Origin of the sequence: Terrabacter sp. 2YAF2, from assembly GCF_052114705.1 — a bacterium.
Lineage (GTDB): Bacteria > Actinomycetota > Actinomycetes > Actinomycetales > Dermatophilaceae > Terrabacter.
Genome location: NZ_JBFRFG010000001.1, coordinates 480,907 through 496,401 on the forward strand (window position 1 = coordinate 480,907; position 15,495 = coordinate 496,401).

Below are 15,495 nucleotides of genomic sequence, written 5' to 3' on the forward strand. Positions count from 1 at the left end.
CTCCACGCAACACCCGTCGACGTGGGGACGTCAGCCCTTCGGGACATCCTGATGCGATCTTGACGCCGTCCTGACGAAGCGGGAGTACAAAGGTGGGGACGACGCCGACGAGGGAGGACGCCTGTGACCGGGACGGGGAGGGTCGATGACCCGTGGGTGCTGCGCACGCCACCGGGCACGTCGGACTACACCATGTACCGCGACGACGGCGCCACGCCGGCGCAGCTCGTCTGCCAGGTCGGGTCGACGCGGCTGACGTACGACGCCAGGGTCGTCGACGACCTCCATGCCTGGCTGCGCGAGCAGGGCGACTGGGTGCCGCTCGGCGCGGCCGACGAGCAGAAGCCAGCGAAGGAAGGCACCGTGGAGGCATGGGCGCGGTCCGAGTCCAACCCGCTCGGCGGGTGGTACGGCCTGCGCAAGGGCTACCGCGGCCGCGCCGGGATGTACCTGCCGCCGTTGCTCGAGGAGCTGGGCCTCGCCGAGCTCGAGCACCAACCGCGCAACAACCGCATGCGCGCCCGCTGACGCGTCGGGAACGTTCTATCGCAGGGACATTCGGGTCGCTAGCGTCGGCCACATGCTGAGCACCTCGACCTTCACGACGTCCGACTTCGACGTCACCGACTACGTCCCCGACGTGACGACGGCGCTGCCCACCGGGCACCTGCGCATGCGCAAGACGTATGCCGGCGACGTCGCGGGGCGCAGCGTCACCCAGTTCACGTCCGCCTTCGACCAGACCTCGGGGGTGGGCACGTACGTCGCGATGGAGTCCTTCGAAGGCACGGTCGCCGGGCGACGCGGCGCGTTCAACTTCGTGCACGCAGCCTCGACCAGCGGCACTGACCGCGCCAACGAGTACGGCCTCATCGTGCCGGGCAGCGGCACCGACGAGCTGACCGGCATCGCGGGGTCCGTGCGCCTGCACATCGACGAGGACGGCACCCACCGGATGGACTTCGACCACAACCTCGGCTGACACGGGTGTCTCGACTAGCCCACGGTGACCTTCAGCGAGGCGAGCACGTCGGACCGGGAGTCGGACACGAGCACTCGCACCGTGTAGGTGCCGGCGGCGGCCCAGGCGTGGCCGCCCTCGACGGTGGCCGAGCCGTCCGACGCGGTCGTCACGGCCGCGTCCTCCGTCACGGTGCCGTCGCCCCACTGGACGCGGGCCGTGTAGCCGGTCGACGCCGGGACGCCGCCCTTCGCCGTGCCCAGCGTGACGTCGGTGTCGGCGCCGGCCTTGGCCGTGGTGTCGGCGCCCGCCGCGACCTCGAGGGCCGAGCCGTTGTCGGCGACCGCGAAGACGTGGATCCGTCCCGCCGTCTTCGGGTCACCGGTCTGCGTCGGCAGCGTCACGGACTCGACCGTCTTGCCGGCCGGGACCGTGAGCGGCGCCGTGGCGAAGAGCTTCACCTGGCAGCCGTCGGTGCCCGTCCCGTTGAGGCGGTAGGCCATCTGGATGGCGATGACGTTCCCGAACTGGGGCGAGCCGCACCAGTCGCCGTACTGCACCTTGTAGCTCGTGCTCGAGCCGTCGGTGAAGTTGACGGTGGCGGTGGTGTCCTGGTTCTTCTGCGTCGCCGTGCCGATGAGCGACAGCTTCGTCGCCCCGGGGGCCAGGGTCACTGGGAGGGTCTGCCCCGCACCGGTGGCGTTGTCCTTGGTGCCGACCGGGATGCCCGGCATCGAGAAGCGCAGGTCGGTCCCGGGGACGCTCAGCAGCTTGCCAGGGACGCCGCCCGCGGCGACGAGCGCCTCACGGGACAGGCCCGCCCGGTCGCCGTCGCACGGGACCGAGTCACCGACGTTGCCGAAGCACACGGAGTCGAAGCCTGCGGCATACGCCGGCGTGGACGCCTGGTGCACGGTGGCGCTGCCGAGCGTGGAGGCGGTCTCCTTGCCGAGGGTCACGGAGACCTTCGGCTGGTACGGCCCGGGATCGGCATACGTGTGGCTCCCACGGACGGTGGACGAGCCGAGGTCACCGGCCTCGATCGTGCCGGCCGAGGTGCTCCCGTCACCCCAGGCGATGGTCGCCGTGGCGGAGGAGGCGTCCGTCCCCTTGGCGACGCCACCCGAGAAGGTGGCGACGGTGCCCGACCACGCCGTGTCCTCCGCGACCTCGAAGGGCTCGGCCGCCGAGACCTTCAGGCCGGTGTGCTGGGCCTTGGAACCGTCGGTGAGCAGCTCGAGCTCGGACAGGTTGGGCGCCGCGCCACCGGCCGTGGCCGTGACCACGAGGCGGTAGGTCGTGAACGTGCCCGTGTGTGCGATCTCGAACGGACGCGTCTGCACCCGCCACGGGAAGGTCTGGGCCGTCCTCGTGTCGAGCGTCTGCCACGTCTTGCCGTCGTCCTTGCTGCCCTCGAGGCGCCATGCCGACGGGTCGCCGGCCTTCGGTCCCGAGGTGACGGTGTACCAGGTGGCCCGCTGGCCGACGCCCGACAGGGCGAAGGTCACCGACGGCGTGGCCGACGTGAAGGCCACCGACGTGCGCGAGGTGTTGTCGAAGAGCGCCTTGGCGTCGTCGCCCGACGCGAGGTCGGTCGCCGTCGCGGTGCCGCGGCCGGGGCCGGTCGCGTCCTTGAGCGGGTTCGGCGCCTCGGTGCCCTGCGTCAGCGACGGCGGAGCGTCCTGGGCGCGGGACCCGAAGTCCGAGGGCTTGGCACCCATCGCGAAGTCGACCGTGGTCGGGCCCGCGATCTCGTCCTGGCTGATCGAGACGCTCTTGTGCTTGGCGCCGTTGACCGTGACGCCCTGGACGTAGATGTTCGTCTCGGAGTTGCCCGGCGCATTGACGACGAGGTCACCCTGCGTGCGCTTGACCCGGACCTGCTCGAACTTCGGCGAGCCGATGGCCCAGTTGGCCGAGCCGACCTGGAGGGGGTAGATGCCGAGCGAGGACAGGACGTACCACGCCGACATCTCGCCGTTGTCCTCGTCGCCCGGGTAACCCTGGCCGATCTCGCCACCGACGTAGAGCCGGCGCATGATCTCGCGGACCTTCTCGGCCGTCTTCCACTGCTGGCCGGTCCAGTCGTACATGTACGCGATGTGGTGGCTCACCTGGTTGCTCTGGCCGAGCATGCCCATCCGGACGTCGCGGGCCTCGAGCATCTCGTGGATGACGCCGCCGTAGCCGCCGGGCTTGGTCGCCGTCTCCGGCGTCGCGAAGAACGTGTCGAGCTTCTTCGCGAGCGCGTCACGGCCGCCGTAGAGGTTGGCCAGGCCGTTGCCGTCGAACGGGGCGTGGAAGGCGAAGTTCCAGGCGTTCGTCTCCGTGTAGTCGCCGCCCCAGGCCTCCGGGTCGAAGCTCGACGGGAACGTGCCGTCGGCGGCGCGACCCTGGAAGAAGCCGACCTTCGGGTTGAAGAGGTTGCCGTAGTGCGTCGCCCGCTCGAGGAAGTACTTCGACTCCTCGGTCAGCTGGGCACGGCGCGCCTCCGGCGTGGCCGGGTCCTTGGCGAGCTTGGCCGCCATGGTCCCGATGCCGAAGTCGTTGACGAGCCCCTCCAGTCCCCACGACACGCTCTCACCGGTGTTGGTGCTCGTGTAGCCGAGGAAGGTGGAGGTGTCGAGTCCCTTGCGACCCACCGCACTCGACGTCGGGAGCACCGTCGCGTTCTTCACGGCCGCGTCGTATGCCGCGAGCGGGTCGGGCAGCTTGACGCCCTTCGCGTACGCGTCGGCGAAAGCGACGTCCGAGCTCGTGCCGGTCATGAGGTCGGCGTAGCCCGGCGAGCTCCATCGAGCGACCCAGCCGCCGTCGCGGTACTGCTGCACGAAGCCGTCGGCGATCTCGGCCGCCACCTCCGGGTAGAGCAGGCTGTAGGCCGGCCACACGGTGCGGTAGGTGTCCCAGAAGCCGTTGTTGACGTAGATCCTGCCGTCCTTGACGGCGGCGTTCGTCGTCGTCGCGGTGGCCGAACCCGACTTGGCCGCAACGGGGCTCGCGTACTGGTAGCGCGGAGCAGCAGCCGTGCCGGTGTTCTCGAACTGGCTGTTGGGGTAGAGGTTGAGGCGGTAGAGGTTGGAGTAGAGCGTCGTGCGCTCGGAGTCGTTGGCGCCCTTGACGCTGACGACGCCGAGGCGGGCGTTCCAGGCCTCCTTGGCCGCGGCACGCACGGCGTCGAAGTCGCGGGACGCGAGCTCGAGTGCGTGGTTCTTCTTCGCCTGGTCGAGCGAGATGAACGACGTCGAGAGCTTGAGCGTGACCTGCTTGTCGGTGGTCGTGTCGAAGGTCGCGTAGCGGGTGCCCGTGTGACCGTTCGGAGCGGTGCCGACTGCCGTTGCGGGCCGGTCGAACGTGCCGTAGACGAACATCCGGCTGCGGCCGGCGGACAGGCCGCTGCCGTTGTCGACCCAACCGGTCATCGTGCCCGAGGCCGCGTCGACGGCGAAGGTGCCGTTGTCGTCGATGGTGTCGACGACGAGGTGCCCCTTGACGGCCGAGGCCGGAAAGGTGAACCGGTAGACACCGCCGTGGTCGGCCGGGGCCGTCTCGGCGGTGAGGCCACCGGCTAGAGCGACCTTGTAGTAGTCGGGGTGGGCCACCTCGGTCGCGTGGTCGAAGGCGAGGCCGCGACCTGAGGCGCTGCCCGTCGGCGTGCCGGTCGCCACGGACGGCATGACCGACATCTGGTTGCGGTCACCCATCCACGGGCTCGGCTCGTGCGAGACCGCAAGACCTTGCAGCACAGGGAGGTTCGCCGCATTGTTGGCCGACTGGTAGTAGTACTCCCACGACTGGGAGGTGGCGTTGGTGACCGGGGTGAAGAAGGTGAAACCGTTGGGCAGCGCGCTGATCGGCAGGTTGTTGCCGCGCGAGAAGCTGCTCGATGCGTTGGTGCCGCGTCGCACGTCCACGTAGTTCGTCAGGTCGGCGCCGTCGATGACCGCCGACTTCGCCTGCACCGAGACATCATCGATCCAGCCGCCGAAGCGGGTGTCCTTCGTCGCCCCGCCGGTGTTGTCGTAGCCGACGAGAACCCGGTCGATCGTCTTGCCGGCGGCGACCTTGCCGACGTCGAGGGAGACGGCGTTCCACTGGTTGGCGTAGAGGATCTTGCCCTTGCCCTGGCCGCTCGGGCTCGCGGCGACTCCGTGCTGGTCGTCGGCGCCGAGGTCGGACAGGTAGGTGCCGTCCGTGAAGCGGACGTCGAGGGCGGCATACGTCGACGGGTACTCGAGGTCGCCGGCGATCATGTCGGGGAAGATCTTGTAGCTGAGCCGGGTCTGCGCGGTGACCGGTAGGTCGACGTCGAACAACCGGTTCCACGCGTAACCACGGCCGTCGGCGGTGTGGCCGCCGGAGTAGCGCAGCGCCTTGACGCCGGTCCAGCCGACGAGCGGCTTGATGTTGAACCCGGAGATCGGGCCGGAGCCGACGACGGTCTTCATCGGTGTGGCCGGGCCGGATCCGGTGCTGCCGTCGGAGAGGTCCCAGTCGGCGAGCTGGACGATGCCGCCGGAGTGGACCGCGGTCACGTCGAGCCGGTAGTACGCATACGTCGCCGGCGTCGTGACATCGAAGGTGCGCTTGGCGAAGCGGCCCGAGAAGTCGATGCCGGTCCGGCGGTCGAGGTCGGTCCACGTCGTGCCGTCGCTCGAGCCCTGGAGGGTGAAGTCCTTGGGGTCGCGCTCGGGCGAGTCGTTGGCCGAGGTCAACGAGTAGCGCAGCGCCTTCGCCGGCGTGCCGAGCTGGTAGCGCACCCAGCCGGCCGAGGCGAAGGCGAGCCACTTGCTGTCCGGGTTGGCGTCGGCGAGGTTCGAGGCGACCTCACCGGGCGTGTTCTCCGCGCTCGCCGTGACCCCGACGACCGACCCGAGGAGGCTCCCGTCCGCGCTCGCGGTGCCGGAGACGTTCTGCTGTCGCGGTCCATGGGCGCCCACCTCGACGGTGGAGAGCTCGGGCTGCGGTTGCCCGGTCTCGAACGAGGTCGAGAAGTCACCCGCACCGGCAGCGGCGGCGGGTGCCGACCGCGGCGCCCCGGCAGTGCCGCCGAGCGCACCCGCCTGGGCGGGACCGGCGATCGCCCCTACCGTCGCCGTGGCCAGGACTGCCAAGGCGATGACGCCCCTCTGGATCCCGGTTCTCTTGGACATGGGTTCCTCCGTGCTCGTCGTTGAGCCGCTCGTCTTGAGCCGTGCTGAGTCTGAGTCGGCACCAGCGACCCCGAGCCGCGTTCCGACCCTGCGAGACTTCCCCTACCGGACAAAGGGCGTCAACCGCTCAAAACGATCCTGTCCGGTCCGGACATCGAATCAGACAGAACTTCGTGTTTCGGGCCGGCGCCGGCACGCTGACGTTGCGATCCCTGCCGTCCTCTGGTCAAACTGCGGGCATGACAGCGTTGTCTGACCACCGGACAGCCACCCGCCCGACCATGGCCGACGTCGCCGCCGAGGCCCACGTCTCCGTCAAGACCGTCTCGCGCGTGGTCAACCACGAGCCCGGCGTGCGTCCCGACACGGCCGAGCGGGTCCGCGCCGTCATCGAGCGGCTCGGCTTCCGTCGCCACGACGGCGCCCGCCTCATGCGCCAGGGCCGGACGTTCACCATCGCCCTCGTCGTCGAGGACCTCGCCAACCCCTTCTACTCGCAGATGGGTGCGGCCGTCGAACGCGAGGCGCGCATTCGGCAGCACCAGCTCATCACCGCCTCCGCCGAGGGGTCCCCCTCCCGCGAGCGCGCCGTCATCGAGGCCCTGGTGGACCGCCGGGTCGACGGCATCATCGTCGTCCCCGCCGACGAAAGCGCATCCTCGGATGCCGTCCTCGAGGCGAGCCACACCCCGATCGTCTACATGGACCGTCCGGTCCGCGGCACCCCCCGGGACACCATCCTCAGCGACAACCCCGGCGGCATCCGCAGCGCCGTCGAGCACCTCGTGGCGCACGGCCACCGCAACATCGCCTTCTACGGGGACGACCCCGCCTTCTGGACGGCGCGGCAGCGCCGCGACGCATTCGTCGCGACCCACGAGGGCCTCGGTCTGCCCAGCAGTCCGCGGGTCTCCATGGGTCCCCACACGGCCGCCTCGGTGCAGGAGACCCTGACGCAGTGGTCGCGGGGCCGCGAGCCGGTCACCGCGGTCGTCACGGGCAACAACCGCATCACCATCGCCGCCCTGCTGGCCCTGCGGGAGCTGCGCCTGCCGCTGTCGCTCGTGGGCTTCGACGACTTCGAGCTCGCAGGCCTCATCGACCCTCCGGTCACCGTCGTGCACCAGGACCCCGCTGCCATGGGGCAGAAGGCCGCCCAGCAGCTCTTCGCACGCCTGCTCGGCGACGAGTCGCCGGCCCAGACCGTCGTCATGCCGACCCGGCTGATCGTGCGCGCCTCCGGCGTGCGACGTGCGACATCACAGCGCTGAGTCGCCGAAGGCGTCCCAACCGACCCGAGGAACACCTGCCCGTGTCCGAGACGACCGTGCCAGACCCGACCCGCCTGCCGAGCCCGCTGTCGCTCAACACCCCCCACCGCTTCTACCGCGGCAGGAGGCGGATCCTGGCCTTTCGTCGGCTCGACGTGCCGTCGGACTCCGACGGACACCGGCCCGAGGACTGGCTGGTGTCGACGCCGGCTCTTCGCCGAGGGAGGCGACGGTGTCACGGTGCTCGAGGACGGCACGACGCTGCCGGATGCCCTCGCCGCCGACCCCGACCACTGGCTCGGTCCCGTCCTCGACGCCGAGCCCGGCGCCTGCGTCTGGGTGGCTTCCGCGAGGAGCTCCCGACGGGGCACAGCTGGCCGAGCACGTCGAGGCTCAGGACGAGCGCCTCCTGGGCGCTCTCCACCGCATCGAGGTGTCTGCCGGTGACACCGTGCCCGTGCCCGGCGGCCAGCCCCATGCCATCGGCGAGGGTGTGTTCGTCCTCGAGCTGCAGGAGCCGACCGACCTGTCGGTCATGCTCGAGCACCGCCGGTTCGGTCTCGAGGAGGCGCACGCGTTCCTCGGGCTCACCGTCCCCCGCGCCCTCGAGAGCGTCGACCGTGGTCCTCAGTCAGTCGTGCGGCGGATGAAGGCCCGCACCGCCAGCGGGGCGACGACGGCGGTGATCGCGACTGACCAGATCACCGTCGTGAGGACTGGATAGTGAAGGGGCAGAGCGGCGTCGGGCAGGGCTGCCGGACCGTTGCCCCACAGCTCACGCATGGACTGGACGAGTGAGCTGATCGGGTTCCACTCGGCGATGGTGCGCAACCAGCCGGCCATGCCCACCGTCGGTGCAAAGGTGTTGGCCAGGAACGTGATCGGGAAGATCGTCGTGAACATCAACCCGTTCACCGCCTCGGGCGAGCGCATCGACGAGCCGACCAGTATGCCCACCCAGATCATGGCGAAACCGAAGAGCAGCAGCAGCGCGAAGGCGAGCAGCGCCTTTCCGACGCCGTTGTGGATCCGCCAACCGATCGCCACGCCCGTCAGCGACATGACGAAGATGCCGATGCTCGAGTGGATGATGCTGTAGATGCTGCGCCCGACGAGCACCGAGCCCCGCGAGATCGGGAGTGAGCGGAACCGGTCGATGATCCCCTTGCCGAGATCCATGTTGAGGCCGATCGCCACGATGAATGCGGAGAAGGCCATGGTCTGGGCCATGATCCCCGGCATCAGCCACTCCCGGTAGTTGAAGCCAGGGATGACGATCGAACCTCCGAAGACGAAGGCGAAGAGGAGCACGAACATCACCGGCTGGATCGTGACGTCCGTGAGCATCTCGGGCTGGCGCTTGATGTGCTTGAGGTTGCGCCACACCATCATCGCGATCTGCCGCGCGCGGCCGGGTGGCTCGTAGTCGTGCGGCGCCGTCCGCGCGCTCGTGGGGGCCACGCCGGTGGTGGAGGTGGTGGTGGTGACGGTCCGGTCGGTCATCGGGACTCCTTGGCGGAGGCGGAGCTGGTGTCGGGGGACTCGCCGGAGCCGGGAGCGTCCGGCTCGGTGCGGTGTCCGGTGAGGCTGAGGAAGACGTCGTCGAGGCTCGGACGCTGGAGGCCGAGATCGTCGAGGACGATGTCGCTGCGCTCGAAGACCGCGGCGACCCTGGTCATGTCGTGCAGGCCCTCGGCGGGGGCGGTGAGGCGTCGCGCCGGGACGTCGACGTGGACCCCCTCGACATGGGCGGCGAGCAGGGCGCGGGCGGCCTCGACCTGGTCGGCGTGCGAGACCGTGAGGACGATGGCGGCCTGACCCGACTGGTCCTTGAGCTCGAGCGGCGTGCCCTCGGCGATGATGCGGCCGTGGTCGATGACGACGATCCGGTCGGCGAGCTGGTCGGCCTCCTCGAGGTACTGCGTCGTGAGCAGCAGCGTGGTGCCGTCGCGGACGAGGCCGCGCAGCACGTCCCAGAGCTCGACGCGGCTGCGCGGGTCGAGGCCCGTGGTCGGCTCGTCGAGGAACAGCACGGGCGGCGTCGCGATGAGGCTGACCGCGAGGTCGAGCCGACGACGCATGCCGCCGCTGTAGTCCTTGACGACCCTGTTGCCGGCGTCGGTGAGCGAGAAGCGCTCGAGCAGCTCGCCGGTCAGCCGGCGCACCTCTCCCTTGGGCAGGCCGTAGAGCGAGCCCATGAGCCGGAGGTTCTCCCGGCCGGTGAGCAGCTCGTCGACGGTCGCGGCCTGGCCCGTCAGGCCCATGCTGCGGCGGACCAGCTCGGGCTCACGGACGACGTCGTGGCCGGCGACGCGGGCGGAGCCGCTCGTGGGTTGGCTCAGGGTCGTCATCATGCGGACGGTGGTGGTCTTGCCGGCGCCGTTGGGGCCGAGCAGACCGAGAACCGTGCCCTGCGGCACGGAGAAGCTGACGTCGTCGACGGCCGTCATGTCGCCGAAGCGTTTGACGAGGTGCTCGGCCTCGATGGCCGGGCCCGAGGACCGTTCGCGCGCGGCGCGCGCATCGGAGGTGATGGTCATGTGAGGGCTCCCCAGAGAGTCGTGCGTGAGGTGTGAGCTGCCGCGTTGACCACGGTAGGCGTCATTACCGACAGCCTCGATGACGAAGTGAACGCCGTCAACATCTTTCTCCTCCAGCACCCACCCTCGGCACGCCGCTCCGTGAGTTCGCCCACGGCGTACGCCCTCCCGAGTCTCACCGGGCACCATCCTGACGCTCCCGTGCGACGCTGGACGAACGCACCCAGATCGGAGACGGCCATGACCCAGATCGCCCCGCGCCCGCACCCCGGCGTCCGCACCCCGCTGCTGCGCGAGGTCTACGGCCGGCTCCTGCGCGGCCTGCGCACCCGCCAGGGCCGCACGCTCGCCGAGGTCGCCGCCCGCGCCGGCATCTCGGTCGCCTACCTCTCCGAGGTCGAGCGCGGCCTCAAGGAGCCCTCGTCCGAGGTGCTCGAGGCGGTGTGCGTGGCGCTCGGGTCGAGCATCACCGGCCTCGTGGGCGCGGCCCACCGCGAGCTGCGCGACCTCGCCGGCGACGTCCCGAACGGAAGACGTGTCCTGGACCTGACGTCCCGCGCCGGGTCGAGCATCGCGTCCCCTGCGGAGGCGCCGGCGCCGACCGGCACCCTCGCCGACACCACACGATCGGTGCTCCTCGCGGCGTGACGATCGACGGAGCCCCCGGTCAATCCCCGTCGAGGCGGACCTCCGTCGCACGCTCGACGACGTGGTCGACGACGCCGAACTCCACGGCCTCCGCGGCCGTGAGCACCTTGTCGCGGTCGGTGTCGAGGCGCAGCTGCGCGACCGAACGCCCGGTGTGCAGGCTCAGCACCTCCTCGACCTGCGCGCGCACTCGCAGCAGCTCGTCGGCCTGCAGGGCGAGGTCGCTGACCGTCCCCTGCCCACCCGCGGACGGCTGGTGGAGCAGCACCCGGGAGTGTCGCAGCGCGAAGCGCCTGCCGGGCTCCCCTGCCGCGAGGAGCACGGCCGCGGCGGATGCCGCTTGGCCGAGGCAGTACGTCGCGACGGGCGCCGGCACGAACTGCATCGTGTCGTAGACGGCCATGAGCGCCGTGAACGAGCCCCCCGGGCTGTTGACGTAGAGCGACACCTCCCGGTCCGGTGCGACATCGGCGAGGTGGAGCAGCTGGGCCATGACGACGTTGGCGACCCCGTCGTCGATCTCCGTGCCCACGAAGATGATCCGCTCCTGGAGCAACCGGCTGTAGATGTCGAAGCTGCGCTCCCCGGCCGGGGTGCGCTCGACGACGTAGGGGATCGTGTAGCTGCTCACCGCAGTCCCACCTTCCGCTCGACACCGACCGGGCGGACGTCGGTCAGCGCGCTGACGACGTGGTCGACGATGCCGTATGCCGCGGCCTCCTCAGCACTGAACCAGCGGTCGCGCTCGCTGTCGTGGGTGATCTGCTCGACGGTCTGGCCCGTGTGTTGCGCCTGCAGCTCGTTGACCCGGCGCTTGACCGCCTTGAGGTTCGCGGCCTGGACCTCGACGTCGGCGGCGGTGCCCTGGATGCCGGCGGACGGCTGGTGCATCATGATCCGCGCGTTGGGCAGGGCGAAGCGCTTGCCGGGGGTCCCGGCGCCGAGGAGGAACTGTCCCATGGAGGCCGCGAATCCCACTGCGAGAGTGGAGACGTCGTTGGGGATGACGCGCATCGTGTCGTAGATGGCGAGACCGGCGGTGACGGAGCCTCCGGGGCTGTTGACGTAGAGACTGATGTCGGAGCGCGGGTCGCGCGCCGAGAGCAGGAGCAGCTGGGCCGTGATCCGGTTCGCGATCGGGTCGTCGACCTCCGCCCCGAGGACGATGATCCGCTGGTGGAGCAGCTGCATCGACAGCTGGTCGTCGAGCGCCGCTGGCATGGGTGAGTCGGTCATCCAGCCATCATGGGCGTGCACGATACGGACGGGAATCCTGCTCTGCCACGGGCAGATCCGCCGAGAGCAGATGAGACGTGGTGCCCGCCGGTCCGGTTGGTGGCATGCTCGGGGCCATGGAAGCCGACGTCGTCGTCGTGGGAGCCGGTCTCGCCGGACTCGTCGCCACCGCTGAGCTCGCCGACCGCGGGAAGCGGGTCGTGCTCGTCGACCAGGAGGGCGAGCAGTCCCTCGGCGGCCAGGCCTTCTGGAGCTTCGGCGGGCTCTTCCTCGTCGACAGCCCGGAGCAGCGCCGGATGGGCATCAAGGACAGCCTCGAGCTCGCGACGCAGGACTGGATGGGTTCGGCCCAGTTCGACCGGGACGAGGACTTCTGGCCACGCAAGTGGGCCGAGGCATACCTCCACTTCGCCGCCGGCGAGAAGCGCGCGTGGCTGCACGAGCAGGGCCATCGGCTCTTCCCCGTCGTCGGCTGGGCCGAGCGCGGCGACGGGCGCGCCGACGGGCACGGCAACTCGGTGCCCCGCTTCCACATCACCTGGGGCACGGGCCCCGGGCTCGTGGAACCGTTCGTGCGACGGGTCCGTGCCGCCGTGGCGAGCGGTCGCGTGACCTTCGCCTTCCGCCACCGCGTCGACGAGCTCGTCCTGACCGTGGGCACCGTGACGGGCGTACGCGGTCGCGTCCTGGCGCCCGACGGCGTCGACCGCGGTCGGCCCAGCAGCCGCGAGGAGGTCGGCGACTTCGAGATCACCGCCCAGGCCGTCGTCGTGACGAGCGGGGGCATCGGCGGCAACCACGACCTCGTGCGGCAGGCCTGGCCGGAGCGGCTCGGCGCGCCACCGACCCGCATGGTGGCCGGGGTGCCCGCCCACGTCGACGGCCGGATGCTCGGCATCACGCAGGCGGCCGGCGGTCGGGTCATCAACCCCGACCGGATGTGGCACTACACGGAGGGACTGCGCAACTGGGACCCCGTCTGGGACAACCACGGCATCCGCATCCTGCCCGGCCCGTCGTCCCTGTGGCTCGACGCGCGGGGCCGCCGCTTCCCGGCGCCGTACTTCCCCGGCTTCGACACCCTCGGCACGCTCCGTCACATCACGCGCAGCGGCCACGACTACTCGTGGTTCGTGCTCACCCAGCGGATCATCGAGAAGGAGTTCGCCCTGTCGGGCTCCGAGCAGAACCCCGACCTCACCGGCAAGGACGTCAAGCAGGTGCTCGGACGGGCCCGCAGGGGAGCGCCCGGGCCCGTCGAGGCCTTCAAGCGTCATGGCGAGGACTTCGTCGTGGCGGACACCCTCGACGAGCTGGTCCGGGGAATGAACGCGCTCACCGGTGACGACCTCATCGACGTCGAGTCGCTGCGACGCACGATCGTGGCGCGCGACAACGAGATCGACAACGACTTCACCAAGGACGCGCAGATCACCGCAGTCCGCGGGGCGCGGAACTATCGCGGTGACAGGCTGATTCGCGTGGCGAGTCCGCACAAGCTGCTCGACCCGAAGGCCGGCCCGCTCATCGCCGTACGGCTCAACATCCTCACCCGCAAGACGCTCGGCGGCCTCGAGACCGACCTCGCCGGACGCGTGCTCGGGCCGGGCGGCGAGCCGCTCCCGGGGGTGTATGCCGCGGGCGAGGTGAGCGGCTTCGGCGGGGGCGGCATGCACGGCTACAACTCGCTCGAGGGCACCTTCCTCGGCGGCTGCCTCTTCAGCGGGCGCACGGCCGGCCGGTCGGTCGCCGCCGCGCTCTGAGCGTCCCCCGCTATCCCTCGAACCGGTGTCAGCTGACGTGGGCGGGGACGTCCAGCTGCTCACGCTTCTCGACGGGACCGGCCTCCGTCGGCTCGGGTGCCGCCCTGCGCTCTGCCGCCGTGGCGCCGAGGAGCACGAGAAGCCCCGACGTCGCGAAGCCCGCACCGACCCAGAGCGGCGAGGTCCAGCCGAGCCCGGCGCTGATGGCCAGGCCCGAGATCCAGACGCCGAGGAAGTTGCCGACGTTGAAGGCCGCGATGTTCGCCGAGGAGGCCATCGTCGGCGCTCCGGAGGCGTGGCCGAGGACCCGCATCTGCAGGCCGGGCACGGTCGCGAAGCCGAAGAAGCCCATGGCCAGCAGCATGGCCGCCGACCCCGCCTCGTTGCCCGACAGCAGCGCGAAGGCGACGAGCGAGACCGCGAGCGCGAACGTCAGCGTGACGAGCGTGCGAGCCAGGGCGCGGTCGGCCCAGCGGCCTCCGAGGAGGTTGCCGGCGAAGAGGCCGACGCCGAAGAGGACGAGCAGCCACGGCACCGCCGACTCGTCGAAGCCGGTGACGCGGGTCAGGAGCGGCTCGACGTACATGAAGGCGCCGAACATCCCGCCGAAGACGAGGACGGTCATCGCGAGCGAGAACCAGACCTGGCGGTTGCGGAAGGCTGCGAGCTCGGCCCGCAGGGTTGCGGCACGTTCGGTGGGCTCACCGGACTCCGTCTCTGGGGCGGCGTCCGGGACGAGGACCGCGATGCCGACGGCCGCAACGACCCCGACGACGGCGATGAGTGCGAAGGTCGCGCGCCAGCCCCACTGCTGCCCGACGAACGTCCCGAGCGGGACACCGAGCACGTTGGCGAGGGTGAGCCCGCCGAACATGATGGAGATCGCGCCGGCCCGACGATCGGGTGACACGAGCGAGGCTGCGAGCACCGAGCCGATGCCGAAGAAGGCGCCGTGGGCGAGGGCCGCGACGACCCGGCCGGCGAGGAGCATGCCGTAGCCGGTCGCCACCGCGGAGAGGGCGTTGCCGACGATGAACAGGACCATGAGGGCGAGCAGGGCGCGCTTGGGTCGCCAGGCGCCGAGCACGAGCGTCAGACCCAGCGCGCCGACGACGACGGCCAGGGCGTAGCCGCTGATGAGGTAGCCGGCCACGGGGATGGTGACCCCCATGTCGGTGGCGACGGTGCTGATGAGGCCGGCGATGACGAACTCCGTCAGGCCGATGCCGAAGCCCCCGAGGGCGAGGGCGATGAGACCGAGTGGCATGGGTGCCGAGTCCTTCCTTTGACAGGATGCGGGCGCCGATCCGAGCCTCTCTGCTTTCGCCGGTATGCCGCGTGTGCAACTAAGTGAGCTTGAGTGACGTTAGTTGTAGGCGCGGTATATTGCAAACGCGCGTTATGATGGTGCGCATGGGAATCGCAGACTCCGCCGTCGAGGTGCGCGCCTCCGGGTGGCGCACCCTGGCCGCCCTGCACGGACACATCGAGAGCGCCCTCGAGCGAGAGCTCGTGCGCCGCCACGAGCTGTCCGTCGTCGAGTTCACCGTCCTCGACGCCCTGTCCCGTCAGGACGGCTGGCACATGCGGATGAGCCAGCTCGCCCGCGCAGCCGCCCTCTCGTCGTCCGCGACCACCCGGCTCGTCAACCGGCTCGAGGACCGCGGGCTGCTGACCCGGGTGCTCTGCGCCGATGACCGCCGCGGCATCTACACCGAGCTCACCGACCAGGGCTGGGCGCTCTACCGCGAGGCCGCACCGACCCACGACGCGGTGCTCGAGCAGTCCCTCGAGAGCGCCGGCGAGGTGCCCGAGCTGGCCGCGCTCGTCCAGTTCCTGCACGGGACGCCCGGTGGCGGGACCCGTCGGGCCGCGGCGCGCTCCACGACACCCGCCTGAGCGGCCGCGTCATTCGGGACCTTC

Annotated in this window: 13 protein-coding genes; 7 read left to right on the top strand and 6 right to left on the bottom strand. The window is 70.6% G+C overall.

The features are described from left to right. Positions 1–123 precede the first annotated feature (123 nt). On the top strand, positions 124–528 hold the full coding sequence (locus AB4030_RS02190; protein ID WP_442277532.1) for a DUF6855 family protein: 405 nt from the start codon (positions 124–126) through the stop codon (positions 526–528). Between the two features lie 52 nt (positions 529–580). Then, positions 581–982 carry a DUF3224 domain-containing protein gene (locus AB4030_RS02195; RefSeq protein WP_442277533.1) on the top strand — a complete coding sequence of 134 codons (402 nt, stop codon included), beginning with the start codon at positions 581–583 and terminating at the stop codon, positions 980–982. Positions 983–996: 14 nt separating this feature from the next. Here AB4030_RS02195 and AB4030_RS02200 read toward each other — a convergent pair whose 3' ends face one another. Then, on the bottom strand, positions 997–6,114 hold the full coding sequence (locus AB4030_RS02200) for a GH92 family glycosyl hydrolase (protein WP_442277534.1): 5,118 nt from the start codon (positions 6,112–6,114) through the stop codon (positions 997–999). Positions 6,115–6,353: 239 nt separating this feature from the next. On the opposite strand from AB4030_RS02200, the gene AB4030_RS02205 reads away from it, so the two are divergent. Both AB4030_RS02205 and AB4030_RS02210 read left to right on the top strand, forming a co-directional pair. Beyond that, positions 6,354–7,385, top strand: coding sequence for a LacI family DNA-binding transcriptional regulator (locus AB4030_RS02205; RefSeq protein ID WP_442277535.1), 1,032 nt, complete (start codon positions 6,354–6,356; stop codon positions 7,383–7,385). Positions 7,386–7,653: 268 nt separating this feature from the next. Next, complete coding sequence (locus AB4030_RS02210; protein ID WP_442277536.1) at positions 7,654–8,109, top strand: hypothetical protein; 456 nt, start codon at positions 7,654–7,656, stop codon at positions 8,107–8,109. Here AB4030_RS02210 and AB4030_RS02215 read toward each other — a convergent pair. After that, a complete protein-coding gene (locus tag AB4030_RS02215; RefSeq protein ID WP_442277537.1) occupies positions 8,013–8,888 on the bottom strand; it encodes an ABC transporter permease in 876 nt (291 codons plus the stop codon). The two genes, AB4030_RS02210 and AB4030_RS02215, sit on opposite strands and share 97 nt — an antisense overlap. Then, the gene (locus AB4030_RS02220) at positions 8,885–9,925 is read right to left on the bottom strand and encodes an ATP-binding cassette domain-containing protein (protein ID WP_442277538.1); all 1,041 of its coding nucleotides are present in this window, start codon (positions 9,923–9,925) and stop codon (positions 8,885–8,887) included. Before AB4030_RS02220 ends, AB4030_RS02215 begins: the two co-directional genes overlap by 4 nt. A gap of 240 nt (positions 9,926–10,165) precedes the next feature. Here AB4030_RS02220 and AB4030_RS02225 point away from each other — a divergent pair, with 240 nt between their 5' ends. After that, positions 10,166–10,573 carry a helix-turn-helix domain-containing protein gene (locus AB4030_RS02225; protein WP_442277539.1) on the top strand — a complete coding sequence of 136 codons (408 nt, stop codon included), beginning with the start codon at positions 10,166–10,168 and terminating at the stop codon, positions 10,571–10,573. Between the two features lie 19 nt (positions 10,574–10,592). On the opposite strand, the gene AB4030_RS02230 is transcribed toward AB4030_RS02225, so the two are convergent. Both AB4030_RS02230 and AB4030_RS02235 read right to left on the bottom strand, forming a co-directional pair. Then, complete coding sequence (locus AB4030_RS02230) at positions 10,593–11,204, bottom strand: ClpP family protease (RefSeq protein WP_442277540.1); 612 nt, start codon at positions 11,202–11,204, stop codon at positions 10,593–10,595. After that, the gene (locus tag AB4030_RS02235; RefSeq protein ID WP_442277541.1) at positions 11,201–11,809 is read right to left on the bottom strand and encodes an ATP-dependent Clp protease proteolytic subunit; all 609 of its coding nucleotides are present in this window, start codon (positions 11,807–11,809) and stop codon (positions 11,201–11,203) included. Before AB4030_RS02235 ends, AB4030_RS02230 begins: the two co-directional genes overlap by 4 nt. Before the next feature lie 116 nt (positions 11,810–11,925). On the opposite strand from AB4030_RS02235, the gene AB4030_RS02240 reads away from it, so the two are divergent. Continuing rightward, complete coding sequence (locus tag AB4030_RS02240; RefSeq protein ID WP_442277542.1) at positions 11,926–13,572, top strand: FAD-binding dehydrogenase; 1,647 nt, start codon at positions 11,926–11,928, stop codon at positions 13,570–13,572. Between the two features lie 28 nt (positions 13,573–13,600). Here AB4030_RS02240 and AB4030_RS02245 read toward each other — a convergent pair whose 3' ends face one another. After that, a complete protein-coding gene (locus tag AB4030_RS02245; RefSeq protein WP_442277543.1) occupies positions 13,601–14,839 on the bottom strand; it encodes an MFS transporter in 1,239 nt (412 codons plus the stop codon). Positions 14,840–14,985: 146 nt separating this feature from the next. On the opposite strand from AB4030_RS02245, the gene AB4030_RS02250 reads away from it, so the two are divergent. After that, on the top strand, positions 14,986–15,471 hold the full coding sequence (locus AB4030_RS02250; protein WP_442277544.1) for a MarR family winged helix-turn-helix transcriptional regulator: 486 nt from the start codon (positions 14,986–14,988) through the stop codon (positions 15,469–15,471). Positions 15,472–15,495: the final 24 nt, after the last annotated feature.

Bases quoted from the DNA above. Each gene is read 5' to 3' on its own strand.
- AB4030_RS02250 (WP_442277544.1), top strand. From the start codon at position 14,986: ATGGGAATCGCAGACTCCGCCGTCGAGGTGCGCGCCTCCGGGTGGCGC.
- AB4030_RS02195 (WP_442277533.1), top strand. From the start codon at position 581: ATGCTGAGCACCTCGACCTTCACGACGTCCGACTTCGACGTCACCGAC.
- AB4030_RS02240 (WP_442277542.1), top strand. From the start codon at position 11,926: ATGGAAGCCGACGTCGTCGTCGTGGGAGCCGGTCTCGCCGGACTCGTC.
- AB4030_RS02210 (WP_442277536.1), top strand. From the start codon at position 7,654: ATGCCCTCGCCGCCGACCCCGACCACTGGCTCGGTCCCGTCCTCGACG.
- AB4030_RS02205 (WP_442277535.1), top strand. From the start codon at position 6,354: ATGACAGCGTTGTCTGACCACCGGACAGCCACCCGCCCGACCATGGCC.
- AB4030_RS02245 (WP_442277543.1), bottom strand. From the start codon at position 14,839: ATGCCACTCGGTCTCATCGCCCTCGCCCTCGGGGGCTTCGGCATCGGC.
- AB4030_RS02225 (WP_442277539.1), top strand. From the start codon at position 10,166: ATGACCCAGATCGCCCCGCGCCCGCACCCCGGCGTCCGCACCCCGCTG.
- AB4030_RS02235 (WP_442277541.1), bottom strand. From the start codon at position 11,809: ATGACCGACTCACCCATGCCAGCGGCGCTCGACGACCAGCTGTCGATG.
- AB4030_RS02220 (WP_442277538.1), bottom strand. From the start codon at position 9,925: ATGACCATCACCTCCGATGCGCGCGCCGCGCGCGAACGGTCCTCGGGC.
- AB4030_RS02200 (WP_442277534.1), bottom strand. From the start codon at position 6,114: ATGTCCAAGAGAACCGGGATCCAGAGGGGCGTCATCGCCTTGGCAGTC.
- AB4030_RS02215 (WP_442277537.1), bottom strand. From the start codon at position 8,888: ATGACCGACCGGACCGTCACCACCACCACCTCCACCACCGGCGTGGCC.